This window comes from Streptococcus sp. 22.1, from assembly GCF_016648645.1.
Lineage (GTDB): Bacteria > Bacillota > Bacilli > Lactobacillales > Streptococcaceae > Streptococcus.
Genome location: NZ_JACLQK010000001.1, coordinates 107,261 through 130,744 on the forward strand (window position 1 = coordinate 107,261; position 23,484 = coordinate 130,744).

The following is a 23,484-nucleotide window of genomic DNA, read 5'->3' on the forward strand; positions in this document are numbered from 1 at the left end:
ACCAGCTCTCACTTGTATTAGTGGGCTGTTTTTTTTGTTTTATGCTTTATAGATTTTTCTTGACAAGTCTTTCTTTATTATGGTACTATTTTAGGAAACAACTGTTGCGCAACAATCGTTGCGCGAAAGGAGTCTTATGCCACCAAAGGTTAAATTTAGTAAAGAAGCTATGATTGGGACAGCTTTACAATTGGTGAGAGAAGAGGGCATGGCTAGTTTGACGGCTCGAGCATTAGCGGAGAAACTGGGAGCCACGCCAAGGGTCATTTTTGGGCAATTTGCAAATATGGCTGAGTTACAAGCAGAGGTTATTGTTGCTGCGGAAATGGTAGTGGTGGAATATATACGAAAGGCTTTAGAAGATGAGAAGCCTTTTCGATCTGTCGGGGTTGCTTATATCCTTTTCGCCTCAAAAGAGCCCCAACTCTTTCAATTGCTTTTCCAAAATCCTAGCAAAGATCCGATTCGTCGCTTTCAAGATTTTCTTCCCATGAAGGATCATAGCTACCAATTGGTTCTGGAGTCGATTGTCGCAGACTATCCGTTGACGTTAGAGGAGGCTAGTCGCTTGTACCAGCATTTATTTATCTACTCACACGGAATGGCCTCTATGGTTGCTTCTGGTATTTATCAGTTCAGCATGGAAGAACTGATTGGTTTATTGACAGAAGTTTGTCAATCTCTCATCAAAGAAATGGTAGGAAAGAAATGATTCAACTAGAAAATGTTCACAAAAGTTATGGCCAAACCAAGGTTTTAAAAGGGATTGATTTGCAGATTCAAGACCAGGATGATGTGGTTATCCTAGGTCCTTCTGGATCAGGAAAGTCCACTCTCTTAAACGTATTATCCGGATTAGAGAAGGTGGACGAGGGGCATATCCTCATTCAAGGGAAGGATTTGTCTCAACTCATGGATGCTCAATTGACGGCCTTTAGACGTGAGAAGATTGCCTTTATTTTCCAGCAGTATTATCTATTGCCTAATCTGACGGTTAGACAGAATGTAAAGATGGGAGCTGACCTAGCAAACAATCATGATTTTTTGCAGATCATCGAGGATTTGGGGCTTGGCGATAAGCTGGACAAGTATCCAAGTGAATTGTCTGGTGGAGAACAGCAGAGAGTCTCCATTGCTCGTGCCTTGGCCAAAAAGCCAGAGATTCTTTTCTTAGATGAGCCGACGGGAGCCCTGGATGAAGAAACAGGGCGCAAGATTCTCGACTATATCTGGAAGTTAAAGGAAAAGTTGGGCTTTACCTTAATTATGGTGACGCACAACCAAAATATTGCGGATATGGCCAGAACCATCATTCGTGTCAATAGTGGCAAGATCACCCAAGTTGTGACCAATGATCAGCCTCAGACTGCTTATGAGATTGGATGGTAAGCCATGTTTTCAGTAAAAGATATTCGAAAATTAGTTGTCGTCAGTATCATTGGGGCTTGTGCAGTCTTTGTGGCCAATCTCTTCTTGAATTTTTACATGGATATCGAGCAGATGGAGATTTCTAAAACCAATCCGATGATTACGACCTACTATGATGCCCAGGTTTCGCTATCTTGGATGGTGGCCATGGTCAGTGGAGTTGTCTTGTCCTTGACGTCGATCCTTCTCATGTGTTTTTATATCAAACAATTTGTCGATGACCACAAGGAACAATTAGGGATTTTAAAGGCTTTGGGCTATAGCAATGGCCAGTTGGCGAAACGATTTTGGGCTTTTGGACTCAGTTTTGGAGTTGGAGCACTTCTTGGCTATTTCGCTTCTTTTCTTATGATGGGTCATTTTTATGACTTTCGCAATGAGAAGGGGATTTTGCCAGACATTACCATTCATTTTCACTGGCAGCTCTTGGTTGCTTTGGTGATACTGCCAACGACTTTCTTTATGGTCCTTGCGATTGGCTATGCTAGAAGACAACTACAAACGCCGGCCCTTCGCTTATTGAAAAAATCTCCAACACCGAATAAAGTCAAAAGGAGAAAAAGGGCTCCTAAGAAAGAGAAATCCTTCCTAAAAGAGCTGTCCTCGTCGCTGATTTGGGGAAGAAAATCGATCCTGTTTTTTGTGTTCTTTGGTTCCATGTGTTTTGCGGCCATGATTCAATTGTCCTTTGGCCTAAGGGATTACACAGATGATATCATCCAAACCATGATGATCATGATTGGCTTGATCTTGTCTTTTTCCATTCTCTTTTTGTCATTGGGAATTGTGGTCTCAGAAAGTCGCGAAACCTTGGCTCTTATGAAGGCTTTTGGCTACACTGATCGGGAATGCCAAGGTCATATTCTCGCTCCTTATCGTTTCTGGGCTTATCTAGGATTTGCCCTTGGGACGGCTTATCAATACGGCATCATGGAAATTTTGATTGGTGTGATCAAAGACACCGTTCCTGAAAAGATTGAGCATAACTTTGATTGGAACGTTTGCTTCTGGACCCTGCTCGGTTTTGCTGTGGTTTATGAAAGCCTCTTTTATCTATCCAACAGAAAACTCCAAAAACAAACCATCAAAGAAGTACTCTTAGCAGAATGATTTCGTTACTATCAATCATAAAGAGTCAATTATTCTAAGGAGCAAAAGATAGTATTATGAAAACTCTACATAAGAGACTAAATTCACTATCACAAGATTATGACCAATCACAATCTTGTGATAGTTTACATCTTATTAACATTGCCCCAAAATTCTTGAATTCTCTATTGTAAAAGCGTAAGATAGACACTGTTTTAATTCTAGTGCATTAAAACATGCCTTGTAATATTTTTTAAGATGTACAAGGAAAAAATTTATAAAAGAGGAGTCTCGAATGTCAGATAAACAAATGAAAACCCTTGGTTGGGTAGCAACCTTTATGTCAGTGATGATGTACGTATCTTACGTACCACAAATCATGGACAATTTGTCTGGTCATAAAGGAAACTTTATCCAACCTTTGGTAGCGGCTATCAACTGTAGCCTTTGGGTTTACTATGGTCTCTTTAAAAAAGAACGTGACCTTCCCCTTGCTGCTGCAAATGCGCCAGGTATCATCTTTGGATTGATTACAGCATTGACAGCTTTGTTCTAAAATAAAGCGAAATTTCTTTTTATGCTATTTTTCTTAACGCAGAAAACGAGAGCAGAACTAGCGACAGTCAGAGATTGTCGTTCTAGTTTTACTCTCGTTTTATTTTTAGTTATTAAGAAGAACTTTGATAGCATCTTCCATTTTTAGTGGATCAGTTTTGGAAGAAAAGCGTTCTACGACTTTACCTTCACGGTTAATCAGAAACTTAGCAAAGTTCCATTCAATTCTAGCCCCAAGCGGTCCAGATTTTTCTTGTTTTAGCCAATCAAAAAGTGGCTCTGCTTCCTTACCATTGACCTTGATTTTGGCAAACCGAGGGAAGGTTGTATGATAATTGAGGGTGCAGAAGGTATTGATTTCTTCAGCACTACCAGGTGCCTGTCCCATAAACTGATTACAAGGAAAATCAAGAATCTCGAATCCTTGGTCTTTGTATTTATCATAGAGTTCCTGCAAGCCCTGATACTGTGGCGTCAAACCACAGCCTGTTGCTGTATTGACGATTAAGACACCTTGCCCTTATAGTCCTGGAGAGACACGGGTTGGTCAGCTTGATTTGAAACTGTAAAATCGTATAAGGTTGTCATAGGAAATCTCCTTTGGTTTAGTTGAGACTATTATAGCAAAGTTAGTCAGAGAAGTGATTTTCCAGGAAGACTAGAGACTAAATTATGTTTGTGATAGTAATTCTCTATCTTGGTGTTAAGAATTACTTATAGCTGATGGCAATAATACTATGTAGGGATATATGCTTAAAAGAGGAAACAATAGGATCTAACGTGATTTAGATTACTATATCATAAATTTTATTTATGGCTAGGGATAACATTTCTTTATTTTTCGGATGTGATAATCTCTGATAAGATAATGTCATTCAGTTTTGAAGCAACCAATGATAATAAGAGATTATAGTATTTTAGGTGAATTCATTGAGTTGTTGATTTTAGGATGAAAGAAAAGGAGTTTCTTATGTCAGAAAAAAGAGAGTTAGTTTTGAAAGCATTTCGTGGAGAAAGTGTTGATCGTGTCCCAGTAGGATTTTGGCATCATTTTACTACTGAAGACGAGTGGTTACATGGTTTTGAAAATCCAGAAATTATTGATAAAAATAAAGCTGGTCATAAAAAATTTATTGAAGAAGTCAAACCTGATTTTGTTAAATTGATGAGTGATGGTTTCTTCGCATACCCACAACCTGCTTTTAAAGATTTTAAGTCAATCAGTGATTTGCAAACGATTGAACCTTTAGGTGCAAATCATCCTTGGATTTCTGCACAAGTCGAACTTGTAAAAAGTCTGATTGCTGATTTTCCTGAAGATATTGTTGCAATTTACAATATCTTCGCTCCGGTTACTTATTTAAAATGGTTAGTTGGAAAAGTTTCAGGTGGCGATGATCTTATCGCAGATTACATTGTGGAAAACCGAAAAGCTTTGAAGCATGTTTTAGATGTTATTGGCGAAGACATTGCGAGTCTTAGTCAGAGGGTGATTGAAGAAGCAGGTGCTGATGGTATTTACCTAAGTGTTCAAAGTATTCAAGATGAGCGAGTTAGCGCTGAAATTTATAAAGAAATCATTGCTCCAAGTGAATTAAAGGTTTTAGAAGCAGCTAATGGAGCCAAAGGACATAATATTCTACATATTTGCGGTTACGAAGGAGCCCGTAATAACATCGAACTCTTTAAAGATTATCCTGCTCAGGTAGTTAATTGGGCGGTCGGTCCTGAAGGAATTAGTTTGGCAAAAGGTCTTAACATTTTTAGAGGTCGCACAGTTCTTGGAGGATTTGAAAATGGAAAAGACGGTCTTCTATATACTGGAACTAAAAAAGCTATTCAAGAAAAGGTTAGGGAGATTATTGCTGATACTGGAATCCATGGGTTAATCATTGGTGCTGATTGCACGATTCCAAGTGATATTAACCATGAGCGTATTGAATGGGTACGTGAAGCAGCAATTTTGTAAGAAAAAGGAGAGATTAATATGAGTAAAAAGACATGGATTATTGGTGGAGCTGTTGTTGTAGCACTTATTGGGGCTACAGTTATTGGACGTAGCTTAACAGGAGATAAAAAAGCAAAATCAGACTCTGGAAAGGTAACAACATTAAAAGTTGCCCATACTCAAAACTATGTTCCTTATGATTTTGTTGATAAGGATGGTAATTCTGATGGCTATGAGGTAGCTGTATTAAAGGAAATTGATAAAAAGCTTCCACAGTACAAATTTGAATATACTGGAACAAGTGATGATGATCTTTTGATTGGTTTAGAGTCAGGTAAATATGACATTGGTACTAAGGGTGCGTGGTACACAGATGAACGTGCTAAAAAATTTATTATTCCTAAAGATCCAATTGGAGCAAGTATTATTGGATTTACCATTCGTAAGGATGATAAAGATAAATATAAAAATATCTCTGATTTTGCAAAACAAAATGGTCGCTTGGTACCAATCTCACCACAAAATGCTCAGTGGAATGTTATCAAAGACTACAACGATGAGCATAAAGATCAACCAATCGAGTTAACATCTGCGGAATCTTTCCAAGTTTCAGATGCCTATGCATGGGTTCTGGAAAATCGTTATGATGCTTACTTTGATATTAAATTATCTTTTGAAAAGGCTGTAACTGATAAAGATGGTGCATATCATCAATATGCAGATAAATTGACTTGGTTCCCTTATAAAGGAATTCCAACCTATCCACTCTTCCATCGAGATAGTAAGAACGAAGAGTTTTCAAAAGAATATACTAAGGCTATCAAGGAACTAAAAGAAGACGGTACACTTGAAAAGTTATCTAAAAAATACTTTGGTGAGGATGTCTTCTCATACGTAGACAAATAAGTAAATTGTAACGTCGTAAAAGTATGATGTTTTGATAAGCTTCTGAAGTGAGTTTAGTTAGGAGAAAATATGGTCAATTATGACATTTCAAAAGTTTTTGGAGCATTACCTGAAGTCATAAAGGGCTTACCAATGACATTATTGGTTATCATATTAACGACTTTACTTGGGTCGTTATTAGGAGGATTAATTGCTTGGGCAAGCCTTTCCAAGGATAAAGCTTTGGAGAATTTAGCTGAGGGATATGTTTTTATCTTACGCTGTACCCCACCTATTGTGCTATTATTCTTGGTATTTTACGGAGTTCCAGAATTTCTTAATTGGTGGTTAGGATTAGATATTAATAATTGGTCCAAATTGATATTCGTTCTTGTGACCATGGTTCTCCTATTCTCAGCAATGATATCAGAAGTGTTTAAAGCGGCTTATCAAGCAATTCCTAAAGGTCAATTAGAAGCTGGGCTTAGTATTGGGCTTACTTCTGAACAAACCTTTGTAAGAATTATTGCCCCTCAAGCATTTAAGGTTGCTTTACCAAATATTACAACAGCTATACTTAATCTTATGCGCGATGCAGCTTTGGCTTATACAATTGGTTTTATTGATGTTATGGGCAAAGGGAATCTTTTGATTAGTCGCCATTTAGGAAATTATTCTTTGGAGACTTATACAGCTGTTGCCCTTGTTTATTGGGGAATAGCGTTAATTCTATCGTTGATTTCTAGGATAACAGAACAACAATTGAGTGTAAAAGAGAGGTAAATAATGAATATTACTTTTATAATAGATACCTTTATCAAGGCTTTATATGGTGTTCCGGTAACTCTGGGAATCATGGTTGTGGCAATTTTATTGAGTTTTCTACCTGCTTTATTTCTCGCTTTAGGGCAGATTTATAAGTTGAGAGGTGTCAAGACTTTTTCAATTGTTTATCTTGCATTTATTCGTGCAACACCTCCAATTCTGTTAATTTTATTTTTTTATAGTTTGTTCCCTAGTTTGTTAAATCAATTTTTTAAAGGAATTGGGAGTCACATAGATGTCTTCAAAGTTAATCCGCTTTACTATGCTTTTATTATCTATAGCTTGATGACGACAGGAAGTTTATCGGAAATCATTCGATCAGCATTACAAACTGTTGATAAAGGTCAACTAGAAGCTGCACAAGCCATAGGTTTAACAACAAGACAAGCTTATCTGAGAATCGTTTTTCCTCAGGCACTTAAGTCTGCTCTTCCCAATTTGTGTAACTTAGTTATCAATATTGTGAAAGGAACGTCACTTGTCTTTGTTATGACGATAAAAGATATTACCGCAATTGCACGAGTTGAAGCAGCATATGGATATCAATATTTTGAATCTTATTTTGTCATCTTCATTTTATATTTAATCATTTGTGGTATCATTCAAGTTCTCTTTAACCTTGGAGAAAGAAAATTGCAATTTACATAGAGGGAGTCACTATGCTAGAAGCTAAACATATATCAAAAACATTTGGAAATCGTCAGGTTCTTGTTGATGTTAATCTACAAGTGAAACAGGGAGATGTGGTTGTCATCTTGGGACCATCAGGTTCAGGAAAAACAACTTTCTTACGTTGCCTAAATCACTTGGAGAAAGCAGATGGAGGTCAATTAACAATTTCGGGTAAGGACTACTCTTTGGATAAGTTATCAAAGAAAGATATTTTAGATATCCGAAAGAAGACAGCTTTTGTATTCCAACACTACAATTTATTTGCAAACAAGACTGCCATCGAGAATATCTTGGAAGGTTTAGTGATTGCTAGGAAAGTTCCTAAAAGTGAAGCGCAACAGATTGCTGAAGAAGCACTTAAAAAAGTTGGTCTTCTGGATTTTAAAGATTACTACCCATCACAACTTTCAGGTGGACAACAACAACGTATTGGTTTAGCCAGGGCTATAGCAGTTAAGCCGGAGGTTATCTTGTTAGATGAACCAACATCGGCACTTGATCCAGAACTAGTTGGGGATGTTCTGGATGTCATGAAACAACTTGCTCATGAAGGAACAACAATGGTGGTTGTTACTCATGAAATGGGGTTTGCACGAGATGTAGCTAATCATGTCGTTTTCATGGATGGTGGTCATGTCATCGAAGAGGGGAGTCCAAAAGACATTTTTTACAGACCAAAAGAAAAACGTACACAACAATTTTTGGCACGTATTCTTTCTGATGCTAGTTATGATTTGGAATATATGATTTGATTCATCATTGATAAGTTATAATTAGAGTATATAATTCTTGTATAAATAAAATAGGCTGAGGTTATTTCTCAGCCTATTTTTAGTTTCCTAAATGTAATGTTAGTTTATATGGTACTTAACTCCCACAAAAAACCAAGACTTTCGTCTCGGTTTCAGGTTTCATCTCATATTAAGACACCACATGTCCGTCTTTGTCGAAGGTATAGAGTTTACCATCGATGAGGACAGAGCGGTTTGTGTATTTTTCACCTGTTTTAGGGTCGAAATAGTAGGTGTAATTATCAACTGTGACGAAGCGTCCTAGGACTTGTTTGCCTTTAGCGTCGAAGTAGAGGACCTTGCCATCAACTTCTTGGAAGCCGGTCACTTTCTCACCCTTGTCATTGTAATAGTAGTTGTCGCCTTTATCGTAGACAATACGATTGCGGTAGGCAGGTTCACCCTTGCGGTCAGTAACCACGCCATTGTCATCAGCGTTATAGGCTCTATCTCCAATGACAAAACGTCCTGTTTCAAGGTTTCCGCTAGCTCGGAAGTAGTAGTCCTTGCCGTCGATGGTTTGCCAACCAGTAAGAGCAGCCCCGTCGTTACCATAGTAGCGTGTTGGGTAGTATGGGAAGCGTGGAGAACCTTCGTAATTATATGATTTTGAAAAGGCGTTGCGTGTCATGATACCAGTCAATTGGTCAAATTGGTAAATATTATTGTTGATTGCGACCTCAGTACCTTTGGCTTGACGGCCATCTTCATAGAAATAGTAACTGACGCCATCAAAGGTCTTCAAACCAGTGACTTTTTGGCCATTTTCATAGAGATAACTTGTACCGCTAGGATCCGTCTTCAATTGGTCAAAGTGGATGGCTTTTTCTTTTGTCGCATCAATACCCTTGGCATCAAAATTAAAGGTTACACCGCGATATGTAAGGGCTTTGTTAGTTGTTGCAATGGCAACGTTTGTGGTTACTTTTTGGCCATTTGGTGCTGTGAAGGTCATAGGTGTTGAGTCGAAATGATAGAGGTGTCCATTAAGAATATCCCATTCGTCAAAAGTTGACCATTGTGATTGGCGGACGCTACTATATTTAGACCCAATAATCTTGCCATCATACTGATAAGGACCTTCTTTGATATTACCGTCGTTATCTGTGACATAGACATCTTCAAGGTCATAAGCATTTTCACCAGTACGCTTAAACTCAGGATAGAGACCATTTGTCAAGAGTTTTCCATCTGGGCTAAAGAGCTGAGAGTTGACGACTCCTGTGTAGAGACTTCCTTTAATGGCATCATTATCAGAATAGTCGCTACCATAGTAACGGTTGCCATCAACTTCAAACCAACCTGTCTTGAAGGCACCATCACTTCCTGCGTAGTAGATAGTTTCAGAGAAGACACCGTAATGGTCAGTGGATGTATCATGATAAAAGGCGTTGCGAAGAACAGCACCAGTTTCGCTGTTAGCGAAATACTGGTTATCACCTAGAGTAAAGAAAGCACCTCGGACTTGATGGCCCTTATCGTTAAAGTAGTAGAGGTCCTTGTTAATAGTTTGGAAACCAGTGACCTTTTTGCCGTTAGCATCATAGTAGTACCATTCTTGATCGCTACCTTGAACAAATTGGTTTCGATTTGAGGTTTGAGCAGTTTTAAGAGTCGCCACACCATTGCTATCAAAGTTATAGACCGTACCGTTTAAGGTAAGTGAGCGATTAACCCACTTGTCACCTGTATTTGGATCGAAGTAGTAGGTTTTGCCGTCAATGGTAACCAGTTGTCCCTTGGCTTGGACACCATATTCGTGGAAATAAAGGTTCTGACCGTTAATGGTTTGGAAACCAGACACGGCTTTACCATCAGATCCGAAGTAGTACCAAGAGTTATCTCTATTAACGAATTGGTTAGTTACTGGATTTCCATTATCTTTATCGAAATAGTAGATATCGTTACCGTAGTAAAGAAAGTCCCCTTTGACTTGTTGACCATTGTCATTGAAGTAGTGAAGGCTACCGTCTACTGTTTGAAAGCCATGAAGCGCTTTACCATCTTTACCAAAGTAATACCAATTCCCTTTATCATCAGAAACATAACGATTGGTTACCATAATACCAGTCTTAGGATCAAAGTAATACTGTTGTCCGTTTAGGTTTTGAACGCTTGTCTTATAGTCGGATTGGCTACGGTCTAGGAATTCGGTTTGGAAACCAAATGGGGCTGAGAAGCCTTTAGTTGCCTTGTAATTGTCGAAGTAGTACCAGTTACCCGATTTATCTGAGACAAAGACAGAATCAGGTTGATTACCAGTAGCATCAAAGTAGTAAAGATTACCATTCTCGGTAACAAAGTCATCTTTTACCATCTTGCCATCTTTATCGAAGTAGTAGTAACCAAAGTATTTATGGTTTGCATAATCAAGATATTGGCGACCTGTCACACGACGTCCATTGTCTTTATCGAAATAGTAGCTATCACCATTAATAGTAACAATTTCGTTTTTAGCTTGTCGACCGTCTTCGTGGAAGTAGAGGTTAAAGCCATCGATGTTCTGAGCACCAGTGACGGGTTTCCCATCTTTACCGAGGTAATACCAGTTGTGGTTGTTGTCTTCAATAAACTGGTTGCGTTTGTTCGTTTCAGGCAGAACTGCTGTCAAACGACCTTGGGCATCAGCCTTATAGGCTTGACCATCAATGTTGATAGAGGTATTGGTTACCTTACGTCCATTGGCTTTGTCATAGTAGAAAGATTGTCCATTTTCTGTGATAATCTCACCCTTGGCCTGCTTGCCATCCTCGTGGAAATAAAGGTCGAAATGGTCAACGTTTTGGGCACCTGTCAGATTTTTCCCGTCTTTAAGGTAGTACCAGTTGCCCTCAGCATCGCTCTTGAATTGACCGCCAGAAACGACAGTAGTTTCAACAGATTCCGGTGTTTGGCTGTTTACGTCAGTGACTGTGCTAGCTGTTTCTGAAGTTGAAGTAGCAGTTCTCGTTTCGCCACTAGACAAATTGTAAGTGCTACTTGCTTGGTCTTCTTTAAGGACTGGCTGCTTATCAGTTGTGACAGTAGCAGTTGTATCACTTGCCTTATTGCTTGCGACTTGATCAGCTTCTGTCGTAGCCACAGTTGTTTCTGTGACGACAAGCTCAGGATCCTGACTGACGTTTTCAGGCGTGCTAGCTGAGGTAACTTGATTTGTAGCTTGCTCGTCGGCAGAGACACCAACTCCAATCAATGAGGCACCAAGTGCCAAACCAGACACGGCAATGGTAACCCATTGTTTTTTCACTTTATGAAGTTTAAAATGAACTTTATTTTCCATAAAAGTTCCCCTTTTCCTTTTTAATGCCCCCATTCTAACATCTTTCATTAGAAGAATCAAACGCATTCATAAGATTTTCATAGTTTTTCTAAAAATTGAAAATTCTTTCTAGGCAAGGATTTGAGAAACGAAAAAGAATGATTTAGGACCACTTTAGCAAGCTCCTTTTAATCGAGATGTATGTAAAATTAAAAAGTAAGCACTGGAAGTCCCCATCTTCAACATAGCATTCACCAATAAAAGTATAAAAATACAGAAAAAGGTCCATTTAGACCAAGAAATATGGTATAATAGTTCGGTATTTCGCAAAAAATGGAGTATAAAAATGAGTATTTTTCGTAAAAAGGATGTCGGTCTCGCTCAGACTGAGATGAAACGACATCTGACCCTTAGGGATGTGGTCCTGCTGGGAATCGGTGCCATGGTTGGTACAGGAATCTTTACGATTACTGGTACTGCGGCATCGACTCTGGCTGGTCCTGCCCTGATTATTTCGGTCTTGATTTCAGCCGTGTGTGTTGGTATGTCAGCGATTTTCTTTGCTGAGTTTGCCTCACGTTACCCATCAGCCGGTGGTGTCTATGGTTACCTCTATGCTGTCTGGGGGGAGTATCCTGCCTGGATGGGTGGCTGGTTGACCATGATTGTCTTTATGAATGCCGTATCCAGTGTTGCTTCTGGTTGGGGTGCCTACCTCAAGGGGCTACTGGCTAGCTTTGGTCTTAAGTTGCCTCAAGCCATCAGTGGACCTTTCAATCCCAGTCAAGGTACTTACATAGACCTCTTGCCAGTCTTGGTCTTAGTCTTGGTGACGGCTCTTCTTCTCATGAATTCTAAGCAGGCTCTACGTTTGAACTCCCTCTTGGTAGTGCTCAAGTTTTCAGCCTTGGCGGTCTTTATCTTAGTGGGGCTCTTCCATTTGATTCCTAGCAACTGGGCAGATTTTGCACCATTTGGCTTTGGACAAATTTATGGAGGAAAGACAGGAATTATGGCGGGTGCTTCCCTCATGTTCTTTGGTTTCCTTGGTTTCGAATCTATCTCTATGACAGTAGACGAGATTAAAGAGCCGCAAAAGAACGTTCCTCGAGGTATCGTTCTTGCCTTGATTATCGTAGCTTCACTTTATGCAGTGGTTTCGCTGGTCTTGACAGGAGTGGTCCACTATACCAAGTTGAATGTTGATGATGCCGTGGCTTATGCCCTTCGCTATATCGGTATTTCTTGGGCGGCCAACTATGTCTCTGTGGTTGCTATTATGACCTTGATTACGGTATGTATTTCAATGGCCTATGCCCTTAGCCGTATGGTTTATAGCCTGGCGCGTGATGGTTTCCTTCCTCAAACCTTCCAAAAGGTTTCAAAGACTAATAAGGTTCCACATCATGCGACGCTTTTGACAGGTGTTTTGTCAGCTATCTCAGCAGGTATCTTCTCTTTGGCCAATATGGCATCCTTGGTTAACATTGCGACCTTGGCTTACTTGGTCCTCTTGGCTATTGCCCTCATTATTCTTCGTAAGGACAAGGGCTTGCCACAGAAGGATGAGTTTAAGGTTCCATTTGTTCCTGTCTTGCCCATTATTTCAATTATCGTCTGCCTCTCCTTTATGAGTCAGTACAGTTGGCAGACATGGTTAACCTTTGGTTTGGCAGTGCTAATTGGGTCAGCGATCTATGCCTTTTACGGTTACAAACATTCTAAGTATTAAGATGAAAACGTTAGGTCTGATGATCTAGCGTTTTTTGATATAATGGAAGGAGAGTAAAAGCAGGAGTAGATTGATGAAATCAGACCAGATGTGGCAAGCCTATAAGATTTTAAATCAGACAATCGGAGATAAGATTGATGCCTGGGCCTTTGGCGTGGAAGCAGATTATTTGGCAGAACTCGTATTGATGGGGCAAAAGACAGCAACCAGTTCAGCTTTTGACTTGTATGCAGTGGGGAATGAACCATTGCCCAAGGAAAATGAACTGAGCGTCATTCTTGATAGTAAGGAGAATGCTATTTGTATTATTGAAACGACGAAAGTTGAGGTCATCCCATTTAAAGAGGTTTCTAAAGACCATGCCTACAAGGAAGGTGAAGGAGACCGTGGGCTAACCTATTGGAAAGAGCTTCATGAGAATCTCTTTAGCAATTGGTTGGAAGAGGTTGGATTACATTTTAGTCAGGACAGTCTAGTTGTTTTAGAAGAATTTAGAGTAGTTTATCCTAGAGATTGAAAGTTCCCAATATCTTGGGGACTTTTTTACTTTAAGGAAAGATTAACCTTTCTTTAAGTCTTGTCTTAGGTTTCTTGTGTTTAATAGAGGCGTCTCAAAAGTAAGAAAGAGGTCCAACATATGACATACAAAGATACAAAACAAACACAAGAACGTTATGCCATTAAAAAATCATCAAAATGGAAAACAGCAGGATCAGTCCTAGTAGCTAGCTTAATTTTTGGTAGCTCGGTCGTCCTAAATGAAAATAAGGTTTCAGCCGATGAGACGAACACTGAATCAACACTCTCAACGGTTACGACGGGTGAAACCACTGCCGATTTGATTGAAGAAAGTACTCAGACCAACAATACATCAGAAACTACTGAAACAAGCACAGAATCGGCTACAAGTACTTCAACTGCGGCTTCAACTTCAGACACTGATTCGTCAACAATAAGTACAACAAGTACGACAGAGGACACGCCTGCTACATCAACAAGCAGTGAAACATCTGATCATTCAAGTACTTCCGCAACTCCAGAAGCAAGTTCTTCTGAAACTGCTGAAAGCACAACTGAAGAGACTTCAGATACAGCAACGACCACTACAGAAGAAAACACTAGCACTAATACAAACACAAATACCACTGAAGCGACGGCCTCAGAAACGGCTTCTGTTCTAACTAACAATTCTTCTGATACTGCTTCTGAGGCAACGACAACTGAGTCTGAAGATAGTGATTCAGAAAGCTCAACGACAACGATTACTTTCAATGGAACAACCGTGGTAACAAGTGATAGCGGTACTGTCACAGTTGATGGAACGACAATTACCATCAATCAAGCAGGATCATACACTTTGACCGGAAATGGTTCAAGCTATACCATTATTGTGTCAGGTAGCGTGACAGATCCAGTTACAATCTACTTGGATGGTGTGACCTTAACGGATTCGTCTATTACTTCCAATTCTTCAGCAGAATTGACTGTTAATGTCCTTTCAGACAGTTCTATTTCTTCAACATCTGCTAATGCAATTGAAGCAGCGGGAGCCTTGACCATTACCAGTGGTACTGGAAGTAGCTTGACCCTTTCAAGCACTGAAAAGCACGCCATCAAGGCTGACAGTGTAACGGTTGACTCTGTAACACTTGATTTGACTTCTGAGGCAAAGGATGGTATCAATGCGACGAAAGCTGTAACTATTAAAAATGCCACAGTCAACATCACGGCAACTGATGACGGTATTCAGGTCGAAGACAAAACAGATGTGAACAGTGGTGATTTGACGATTACCGACTCAACGGTAACCATTAATGCAACTGATAAAGGTATCACGGTTACAGATGAATTGACTGTCGAAGGCAATTCTAAAGTAACAGTTGTAGCAGGTGACGAAGGCCTTGAAGGGCGTTATATCAATTTGACAGGTGGAACCGTTGATATCACTGCTGGTGATGACGGTATTAACGCCACTGAGTGGACGACCAAGGACAGCGCTGATACTTCAAGCTTAACCAATTCGACTTCTGACTTGGAAAATGAAGTGGGCATCAATATTGACGGTGCAACGGTAACTATCTTGGCAGATGGTGATGGTATCGACAGTAACGGCAATGTGACAGTGAAAAGTGGTTCTCTCTACGTCGCTCAGACAAGTGCAGATAATGCTGCTATCGACTACGATGGAACAGGTATTATTTCTGGCGGTACCGTTTGGGCCATAGGTAACCAAGGAATGGCTCAGGCCTTTACAACGGGTTCAAGCCAGTCTTATATCATGGCCAACATCTCTGGTAGTGCTGGAGATACCATCACAGTTACAGATAGTTCTGGAAATGTTGTAGCGACCACAACAGCAACAACTTCATTTGGAAATGTGGTCTTTAGTACCGAGAGTCTAACTTCGGGTGAAACCTATACCATTACGACATCAAGTGGTGCTAGTGTGACTGCAACAGCTACTGAAGAAGGCACAAACAATGGTCCTGGTGCTGGTGGCATGGGCGGCTTCCCAGGTGATGGTTTTGGTAATAGTTCAATGTCTGATAACTTCGGAGGCTACGGCGGACCAACTAGCTATGGTGGCAGCTCTACAAATACGGGTAACGTCAATACCCCATGGGGCCAATCTGCTTCGACAAGTTCTGAGAATACAACTAGCACAAGTAGTACAAGTTCAACAAGCCAGACGGCTAATACTGGACTTCCTACCCCACCAAACTTTGCTAGTCAAACAAGTAACTCAACGTCTTCAAATGTGAGTACCACAACTTCTACGACTGCTAGTGTCACAATGTCTCCAACTGCGAATGCCTCAGCCTCTGCGACTGCTAGCAATTCAGTAGCAACTAATGCGAACCAAGCAGATGCAACTACTTCAGCAACGACAGCCAGAAGCACAAGCCCATCAGGTCAAGGCTCATCAACGACTAGAGCTGCAGAGCCTGAAGTACGATCACTTATATCTGAAGTAGCAGTTGCCAATCAGTCAGCAGAAGCACAGCCTGAACAGGCAAGTACCAATACATCAAGCAGTGCCCAACAACAAGCTCAAGAGACTGCTGAGAAATTGAATAAGATTCTTACTCAAAATCAAACTTCTGAAGCAGCAAAAGGTCAGACAAGAGAAGTTTCAAGTCAAAAGGAAAATGTAAGCTCAGTCGTACAAACTAATCTTGCTCAGAAACAAAATACCCAAACAAGCTCTAAGGCTAATCAGTCATCTAAAAGTTCACAAAGCAATCAAACAAGTAAATCAAGTCTACCAAATACTGGTGATGTGAGCAGTTTGGGACTAGGTGCATTAGGGGCTGTACTTATGACAACATCATTTGCAATTAAAGGAAGCAAGCATTCTCGTAAGTAATTCTAGTTAAGAACATAAAGAAAAACAGAAGCCCTCTTCAAAAAAGGAAAAGAGCTTCTGTTTATTTATTATTATTTTTTAGAAAAAGCATTTTTAAGGCCTTCAACAGCACCTTCAACGCCTTCTTTAACATCTTCGATACCGTCTTTTGCTTTTGCTACCACTTTTTCAACAGCACCTTCGACTTCAGTCTTTTTGTCGCCAGTCAGTTTACCAGCACCCTCTTTAAGAGCGCCTTTAGCTTGATTCAATTTATCTTCGATTCCCATAGTAGAACCTCCTTTTTATGATGAGACCATTGTAGACAATATTAAACGGTAATGCAAGTGATTTGTTTAATAAGTAACGACATTAATGTTTCCTTTATCGTATTCAGCAATAAAGATATCCGAAACGTTTTCATATCCTAATTTTTGAAGCTCTTCATTTAACCAATCTTCCGTTTTACCAATAGTATCAAAAATTTCTGTTTGAATGACCCCATCAGTAATGATTGGATATTTTGGATTTTCATCGCCAGAACGGACCACAATCAATTGGCCGTTCTGTTCAATAACTGCACGTTTAACCTCTTTGAGTTGAAAAATTCCTTGAGAACGTAATTTTAAAGCGACATCAGAAGCTGAAAGTCCTATAGAGCGACAAGCTTCAGGATCTAGTTGACCCTGTTTGATGATGAGAGTTGGTTTACCGTCAATCAAATGTTTGATGAAGCGAATATTGGTGATGAGCCATTTAAGAAGTAAGATCAAAATAGTCCAAATAATCAGGATAACAAAGTACTGAAGGATGGAAACGGTACTATTATAAATTGTACCACCGATGATTCCACCAAGAACAAAGTTCTGTACTTGGTCAGCAGCTGAGCTAGGTGCTAGGTTTCCTTTACCTGTTAAATTGATAACAAAGACGAGTGAAATAAGCCCCAAAGCTAGTTTAATTGCAACAGCAAGATAAAAAGATGTCATTTTTTAACCTCCACGAGTTCAACATCAGACTTGTAAAGTTTTATTTGTTCTAGCAAGTAGCTGTCAGGTTCTGAACCTGAGATGGCACGATAGTATTTGTTTCCAACTTTGAGGATAGCATCATCTGTAGTAGTAGAAGTATTGACATAAACTTTACTCTTATCAACGTCGAGATTTTTAGACACAATCTCGATAAAGTGAAGAGATGCTCTAAATTGGTCATTGTTTGATTGATTGCTTTGGAAATTACTGATAGTAATTAGAACCACGGCAACTAAGGTTAAAATAGAAATAATAGAGAGTTCACGAAACTTAGTATCATGGCGTTCTTTGAAGGCCTTAAAAGCAAATACGCCGGTCACTAAAATAAGTCCTGCAGTAATGGCAACCATAACCCAGTTTTGTTGGCTAATCTGACTTAGCACATAGTCGTAGGAATAGAATTTCATTGAGAGATTTCCTTTCATAATATCTCTAGTATTATTATTATAGGTTAAAAAGTCTTTAAATTCAATCAGTCTATCCGAAAAATGAAGGAATGAGTAGGATTCTTAAAGGAAATTTGCTATTGAAATGACTTGCAGCCATTAAGCCAAAATCTTGTGATTTCTTTAAGGACTTTGTTGATATTTTCACAAATTATGCTTATAATTGAGGTAATCAACAATCAGAACTTGCCTAAATTTTTCGAGAATCAGAAGTCTGGTAACTTAAAGAGATTGGTTATTTTATGTAAGACTTCACTGTTAATCTCTAAGAGAGTCAACACCTTTTCTTGAATTCCAAAAAATGTTAAGGCCTCTCGTTCCTAGAAAAAGGAGTAATTATGTCTGAACCATTATTTTTACAATCTGTTATGCAAGAAAAAATCTGGGGTGGTACGCATTTACGTGATGTCTTTGGCTACGACATTCCAAGTGACCATGTCGGAGAGTACTGGGCTATTTCTGCTCACCCAAATGGTGTTTCTACTATTAAGAATGGTCGTTATGCCGGTCAAACTTTAGATGTTCTTTATGCAGAGCACCGTGAGTTATTTGGCAATCGTCAAGAACCTGTCTTCCCACTTTTGACTAAGATTTTGGATGCCAATGATTGGCTCAGTGTGCAGGTCCATCCAGATGATGCTTATGGACTTGAACATGAAGGTGAACTTGGTAAAACAGAGTGTTGGTATATCATTGCTGCTGAACCAGGTGCTGAAATTATTTATGGCCACAATGCCAAATCAAAAGAAGAACTGCGTCAGCAAATTGAAAGTAAGGATTGGGAAAATCTTTTGACTAAGGTTCCAGTTAAAGCAGGTGATTTCTTCTATGTGCCAAGTGGTACCATGCATGCTATTGGTGCAGGTATCATGGTTCTTGAAACGCAACAATCTAGTGATACGACCTACCGTGTTTATGATTTTGACCGTAAAGATGATCAAGGTAACCTGCGTGAACTCCATCTTGAAAAATCTATCGATGTCCTTAATATCGGTGAGCCAGCCAACAGTCGACCAGTCACAACAAAAGTAGATGATCTCAAGTCAACGCTCTTAGTAGCAAGTGATTTCTTCGCCGTTTATAAATGGGAAATCTCAGGTAAGGCTGATTTTGAAAAGACTGCTGATTACAGTTTGTTTAGTGTACTTGACGGTCAAGGAAGCCTTAAAGTAGATGGGCAAGATTATGACATTGCAAAAGGCAGCCACTTTATTCTTCCTAGCGATGTTGAAACATGGCAAATTAAGGGAGAGCTTGAATTGATTGTCAGTCACCCATAATCAAAATATTAAACTAGACGAGATGAGAATCTTGTCTAGTTTTTTCGTACAAGGATACAGAAAATTAGCAATTTTAAAAACCTTTGTAAATACGTTTCAATAGCTTGAAGTTCCAAACTAATCATGTCATACTAAATAAGTTGACTAAAATTATAATAAACAAGTTGTGTCTATTTGGGGCATAAGATCTTGTTTGTTTTAGATTGGAGAAACTTATGTTAAAAAAGGGAAGCCTTACAGCTTTATTGTTGTTTGGTATGTTCTTTGGAGCGGGAAATCTGACTTTTCCCCCTCAGTTAGGCTTTGAATCTGGAGGTCGTTTTTGGCCAGCCATTGCCGGCTTTGTCCTATCAGGTGTTGGTATTGCCATCCTAACACTGGTTATCGGGACTTTAAATCCTAAGGGTTACATTCATGAGATTTCTCAAAAAATCTCGCCTAAGTTTGCCCTAGTCTATTTGGCAGTACTTTATCTGTCCATTGGTCCTTTCTTTGCCATTCCTAGAACGGCCGCCACCGCCTTTTCAATTGGCTTCTCTCCTTTGATTGGAAGTGGACATACTAGCCTTTGGCTCTTTGTCTTTACCGTAATCTACTTTGCTCTAGCACTTTGGATTGCCATGAATCCATCTAAAATTCTAGATAGTATTGGACGTATATTGACGCCTATCTTTGCCATCATGATTGTTGTCGTTATCGTGGCAGGAGTATTTAAATATGGTGGTTACAATCCTCAGGATGCAAGTCAAGCCTATCAGGCTTCTGCTTTTGGTAAAGGATTCTTGGAAGGCTACAACACCTTGGATGCCTTGGCTTCTGTGGCCTTCAGTGTAGTAGCAGTAGTCACACTCAACCAATTAGGCTTCAAGTCTAAAAAAGAGTATATCTCAACGATTTGGGTCGTTGGTTTCGTAGTGACTATCCTCTTCGGTGCTCTGTATTTGGGATTAGCCTTTTTAGGGAATCATTTCCCACTCCAAGTGGCGGGATTACCAAAAGATGCCAATATTGGTGCAAGTGTCTTGTCACAAGCCACACAAGCCATCTTTGGACCAGCGGCTCAGATTTTCCTAGCTATCATGGTGACAGTGACTTGCTTCACAACAACCGCAGGACTTATCGTTGCGACTGGGGAATTCTTCCACAAGGCATTTCCGAAAGTATCTTACAAGGCTTACGCCATTATCTTTACCTTGATTGGGTTTGCGATTGCCAACTTGGGACTTAACAATATCATTGCTTTCTCAGTGCCAGTGCTTTTGATTCTCTACCCAATCACCATCACGATTGTTATGATTGTGATTGCCAACAAGTTCGTGGCCTTGTCTAAACCTGGTATGCAAGTGACAGTTGCAGTAGTCACGCTGATTGCCTTGCTTAGTGTAATTGGAAGCCAGTTTAAACTTGCGGGACTCAATGCCCTCATTAACTTCCTCCCATTGTCGGGAGCATCACTGCCATGGTTGATACCAGCCATCTTGTGTATTCTTTTGTCTCTCATCTTACCTGATAAGATTAAGAGCGAAAGCTTCGAAATGGAATAAAAATAATATCCTATCACATAATATGTGGTGGGATTTTTTTGTGTGGGGTGGAAAATGAGCTAAACATTAGATAAATAAAAATAGTTAGATTTTATAGAAAGCGCATACAGAAAACCGTTTGCTGTGATATAATACACTTGTATTATTAAATAATCGGAGTAATTATGAATAAAATTAAAGTTGTAAGTAATCCTTACGAAAAGATAGTAACTTTTAGCCGTTACGACTTATCTAGTGAAAGTTGGATAACAATAAATAGTGAGAATAACTCAAATAGTAAGTTAGTTTCAGCCGTTTTTCAACGTGGCTTTTTTCCCTTTAAGGTATATGATATTTTAAAAGAAATTGAAAATGAATATTCTATTCCTGATGAAAAACTAGAATTAATTTTTGAAGGGCCTAATGATGAGAAGCAACAGTTAGAAGAGGCTTTAAAAGATGAGCGGTTTTCAAATATTATTTTGTCATCATCAACAAACTATTTAGAGAATGCACGTGATGTTCTGCCAGAAATTAATCGTATTTTTAGAAATCTTGAGCCACTGATTATAAAGAATATTGGTGAGAGCAACAAGGAAATTGAAGCACAGTTAAAACGCTTTTCGGATGCTTCGGGAGATACAGTTCCTATCTGTGTGCTCGGAACTTATAGTGCAGGAAAGTCGACCTTTATTAATGCTTTGATTGGACAGGAATTACTTCCAAGTGCTGAGACTCCCGTGACCGCTAAAATCTATAAAATCACGGCTAGTACTTATGAAGATCGTGCTAAAATCTCTTTTGTATATAAAGAAGAGAGAGTTGTTCTCAGTTTCTATGATGATCAAGTGTTTTATGATGGATTAAATATGAATGATTCATTTGGTAAGAAAGTCGATGGTATCTTGAATACTTCTTTTGATTCAATTATTTCAAAGCTATATGCAATATTAGAAACTATCAATGATTCTACTGATAAAGATATTGGAGATTTAATCGAAGTACATGTCCCATTTTCGAAAGGTATTTTAGGAGATGTAGGTTCAAAAATTACAATATTCGACACCCCGGGTTCTAATTCATCAACCAATAGTCAGCATTCAGAAGTTCTTGTAAATGCCATGGCTGGTATGTCAAATGGTTTGCCAGTCTTTGTTACTGACAGTAGTTCCTTAGACAGCACTGACAACAGTAATTTAAAAGAAAAGCTAATTTCAGTAGAAGGATTAGATGAACGGTTCACCATGATTGTGGTTAATAAGGCCGAGGCAGCGGCTTTAAGCTCGACTAATCTTAAAAGTGATTCTTTTAGAGATAGAATCATGAATCAAGCCATTCCAAGAGAGTTGTATGCTCAAGGTATTTATTATGTTTCATCAATTTTGGGACTTGGTGCGAAGTTGAAAGGGCATTTAGAGGGAGAGTTTTACTCTGAGCAATTTGATACGTATAGAGAAAAATACTCAAATCCTGAAACGAAATACTATAAGAAGTTGTATGAGTTTGATATCCTTCCAAGACAAATGTCTAGTACCGTTCGAGCAACTGCTGAAAAAAGTTCCGACCTTATTTATGCAAATAGTGGTTTATTAACCATTGAGGATTCTATTAAAACCTTTGTTGACCGCTATTCACACTATGACAAGTGTCAACAGGCAAAAGCTTTATTAGATAAACTACTATTGAGAACAAATGCAGTAATTACAGAGAAAAACGAAGATTTACGTAGTAGAGAGGCAGAATTAGAGGCTAATCTTGATGGCCAAAAATCTGTCATTGTTGAAAGATTGAAATCCACTTCATTATCCCAAAAAAATGACCTTTTGATCAAGTATCCAAAAGAAATGAAGATTTTCCAAGAGCGTCTAATGAAACAGATTGAAAAAGGGGATGTTTTAGATCGTTATAATGAAATACACAAAGAGATACTCTCATTAAATCCAACTTTAAATTTAACTGAGCATCAACAAATTGATATTAGTAATCTAAAATTAGGAAATATCAGTAATGAGTTTAGTAACTATCTCAGTGTTACACGTGAGAACAAGACAAAGAAAATCAATTTAGAGAATCTAGCTTCTGCACAAACAGTTGATTATTTTAGAAATCAATTTGTAGAAGAACTTTATTTGTCAAGGGTTGAATTTGAGCGTATTTCTAGCAGTTTTTGGTCTAATCATGCTTCTGAGATAAAATCTCATTTTGAGCGTATTATTTCAGGTGATATGGGGCTTGAACCAGAAAAACGTCAAAAGCTTTCTCACTTGATTCTATCTTATGAAGAGATAGATTTTACTCAATTGAATCTTGAAAAGTTTAGTAAAGAAGAACTCAGTTATGTCTTTAGATTGGGTGATTTTACTTTGAGATCAAGTAAAGTTAACGCGTCTGGCCTTAAGAAGACCTATAATGATTTATTTAAATCAAAGATGACAGAATTTGCAGGAAGTATTTGTTCGGAACACGAGAAAGCTTTTAAAATTTGGCTAGTAAATCTTACAAGTATAATTGTTCAAAATATTATTGAATTTAGTCCAGAATTAAGTGCTTTGAATACGAAAATTCAGAAAACAAGAAATGAAGTTGCAAGCTTAGAGGAGCAACAGCAACAAATTGAAAATTATACTAACCAGATTAAACAAATGATTACTTGGAAATAGTTTTTTTGTAGGTG

19 protein-coding genes and 1 pseudogene are annotated in these 23,484 nt (G+C 38.9%); 15 read left to right on the plus strand and 5 right to left on the minus strand.

Going from position 1 to position 23,484, the window contains the following annotated elements; all coding sequences use genetic code 11:
* Positions 1-136: 136 nt before the first annotated feature.
* The 4 genes from H7U04_RS00365 (at position 137) to H7U04_RS00380 (ending at position 3,073) form a co-directional block, all read left to right on the plus strand.
* A complete protein-coding gene (locus H7U04_RS00365; RefSeq protein WP_201059210.1) occupies positions 137-712 on the plus strand; it encodes a TetR/AcrR family transcriptional regulator in 576 nt (191 codons plus the stop codon).
* Positions 709-1,389: an ABC transporter ATP-binding protein gene (locus tag H7U04_RS00370; protein ID WP_201059211.1), complete on the plus strand. Its 681-nt coding sequence runs from the start codon at positions 709-711 to the stop codon at positions 1,387-1,389. Before H7U04_RS00365 ends, H7U04_RS00370 begins: the two co-directional genes overlap by 4 nt.
* A gap of 3 nt (positions 1,390-1,392) precedes the next feature.
* Positions 1,393-2,538, plus strand: coding sequence for an FtsX-like permease family protein (locus H7U04_RS00375; protein WP_201059212.1), 1,146 nt, complete (start codon positions 1,393-1,395; stop codon positions 2,536-2,538).
* Between the two features lie 274 nt (positions 2,539-2,812).
* On the plus strand, positions 2,813-3,073 hold the full coding sequence (locus H7U04_RS00380; RefSeq protein ID WP_002888017.1) for a SemiSWEET family transporter: 261 nt from the start codon (positions 2,813-2,815) through the stop codon (positions 3,071-3,073).
* Between the two features lie 105 nt (positions 3,074-3,178).
* Here H7U04_RS00380 and H7U04_RS00385 read toward each other — a convergent pair.
* A pseudogene (locus H7U04_RS00385) lies at positions 3,179-3,660 on the minus strand (glutathione peroxidase).
* Between the two features lie 382 nt (positions 3,661-4,042).
* Between H7U04_RS00385 and H7U04_RS00390 the strand changes: the two are divergent.
* From H7U04_RS00390 to H7U04_RS00410, 5 genes are all read left to right on the plus strand, one after another.
* Positions 4,043-5,041 (plus strand): uroporphyrinogen decarboxylase family protein, encoded by a 999-nt coding sequence (locus H7U04_RS00390; RefSeq protein WP_049553596.1) that lies wholly within the window; start codon positions 4,043-4,045, stop codon positions 5,039-5,041.
* Positions 5,042-5,059: 18 nt separating this feature from the next.
* Entirely contained in the window at positions 5,060-5,926 is an 867-nt protein-coding gene (locus H7U04_RS00395) for a transporter substrate-binding domain-containing protein (RefSeq protein WP_002885359.1), read from the plus strand.
* Positions 5,927-5,995: 69 nt separating this feature from the next.
* Positions 5,996-6,688, plus strand: coding sequence for an amino acid ABC transporter permease (locus tag H7U04_RS00400; protein WP_201059213.1), 693 nt, complete (start codon positions 5,996-5,998; stop codon positions 6,686-6,688).
* A 3-nt stretch (positions 6,689-6,691) separates the two neighbouring features.
* Positions 6,692-7,378 carry an amino acid ABC transporter permease gene (locus H7U04_RS00405; RefSeq protein ID WP_104021142.1) on the plus strand — a complete coding sequence of 229 codons (687 nt, stop codon included), beginning with the start codon at positions 6,692-6,694 and terminating at the stop codon, positions 7,376-7,378.
* An 11-nt stretch (positions 7,379-7,389) separates the two neighbouring features.
* On the plus strand, positions 7,390-8,154 hold the full coding sequence (locus H7U04_RS00410; RefSeq protein ID WP_201059214.1) for an amino acid ABC transporter ATP-binding protein: 765 nt from the start codon (positions 7,390-7,392) through the stop codon (positions 8,152-8,154).
* Between the two features lie 169 nt (positions 8,155-8,323).
* Here H7U04_RS00410 and H7U04_RS00415 read toward each other — a convergent pair whose 3' ends face one another.
* Complete coding sequence (locus tag H7U04_RS00415) at positions 8,324-11,473, minus strand: KxYKxGKxW signal peptide domain-containing protein (protein WP_201059215.1); 3,150 nt, start codon at positions 11,471-11,473, stop codon at positions 8,324-8,326.
* A gap of 325 nt (positions 11,474-11,798) precedes the next feature.
* Between H7U04_RS00415 and H7U04_RS00420 the strand changes: the two genes are divergently transcribed.
* The 3 genes from H7U04_RS00420 to H7U04_RS00430 all read left to right on the plus strand — a co-directional run bounded on the left by H7U04_RS00420 (position 11,799) and on the right by H7U04_RS00430 (position 16,551).
* Positions 11,799-13,184: an amino acid permease gene (locus H7U04_RS00420; protein WP_201042804.1), complete on the plus strand. Its 1,386-nt coding sequence runs from the start codon at positions 11,799-11,801 to the stop codon at positions 13,182-13,184.
* Between the two features lie 73 nt (positions 13,185-13,257).
* Positions 13,258-13,701, plus strand: a complete 444-nt coding sequence (locus H7U04_RS00425) for an ASCH domain-containing protein (RefSeq protein ID WP_201042803.1) — start codon at positions 13,258-13,260, stop codon at positions 13,699-13,701.
* 120 nt (positions 13,702-13,821) lie between these two features.
* A complete protein-coding gene (locus H7U04_RS00430; RefSeq protein ID WP_201042802.1) occupies positions 13,822-16,551 on the plus strand; it encodes a carbohydrate-binding domain-containing protein in 2,730 nt (909 codons plus the stop codon).
* A 71-nt stretch (positions 16,552-16,622) separates the two neighbouring features.
* Here H7U04_RS00430 and H7U04_RS00435 read toward each other — a convergent pair whose 3' ends face one another.
* The 3 genes from H7U04_RS00435 to H7U04_RS00445 form a co-directional block, all read right to left on the minus strand.
* Complete coding sequence (locus H7U04_RS00435; RefSeq protein WP_008534959.1) at positions 16,623-16,820, minus strand: CsbD family protein; 198 nt, start codon at positions 16,818-16,820, stop codon at positions 16,623-16,625.
* 66 nt (positions 16,821-16,886) lie between these two features.
* The gene (locus tag H7U04_RS00440) at positions 16,887-17,519 is read right to left on the minus strand and encodes a DUF421 domain-containing protein (RefSeq protein ID WP_155197951.1); all 633 of its coding nucleotides are present in this window, start codon (positions 17,517-17,519) and stop codon (positions 16,887-16,889) included.
* A complete protein-coding gene (locus tag H7U04_RS00445) occupies positions 17,516-17,968 on the minus strand; it encodes a DUF3290 family protein (protein WP_155197950.1) in 453 nt (150 codons plus the stop codon). The genes H7U04_RS00440 and H7U04_RS00445 overlap by 4 nt, the downstream gene beginning before the upstream one ends.
* 377 nt (positions 17,969-18,345) lie before the next feature.
* On the opposite strand from H7U04_RS00445, the gene manA reads away from it, so the two are divergent.
* The 3 genes from manA to H7U04_RS00460 all read left to right on the plus strand — a co-directional run bounded on the left by manA (position 18,346) and on the right by H7U04_RS00460 (position 23,470).
* Positions 18,346-19,287: a mannose-6-phosphate isomerase, class I gene (manA, locus tag H7U04_RS00450; RefSeq protein ID WP_022496483.1), complete on the plus strand. Its 942-nt coding sequence runs from the start codon at positions 18,346-18,348 to the stop codon at positions 19,285-19,287.
* Between the two features lie 215 nt (positions 19,288-19,502).
* Entirely contained in the window at positions 19,503-20,831 is a 1,329-nt protein-coding gene (brnQ, locus tag H7U04_RS00455) for a branched-chain amino acid transport system II carrier protein (protein ID WP_048790061.1), read from the plus strand.
* 164 nt (positions 20,832-20,995) lie between these two features.
* The gene (locus H7U04_RS00460; protein ID WP_155197949.1) at positions 20,996-23,470 is read left to right on the plus strand and encodes a dynamin family protein; all 2,475 of its coding nucleotides are present in this window, start codon (positions 20,996-20,998) and stop codon (positions 23,468-23,470) included.
* Positions 23,471-23,484: the final 14 nt, after the last annotated feature.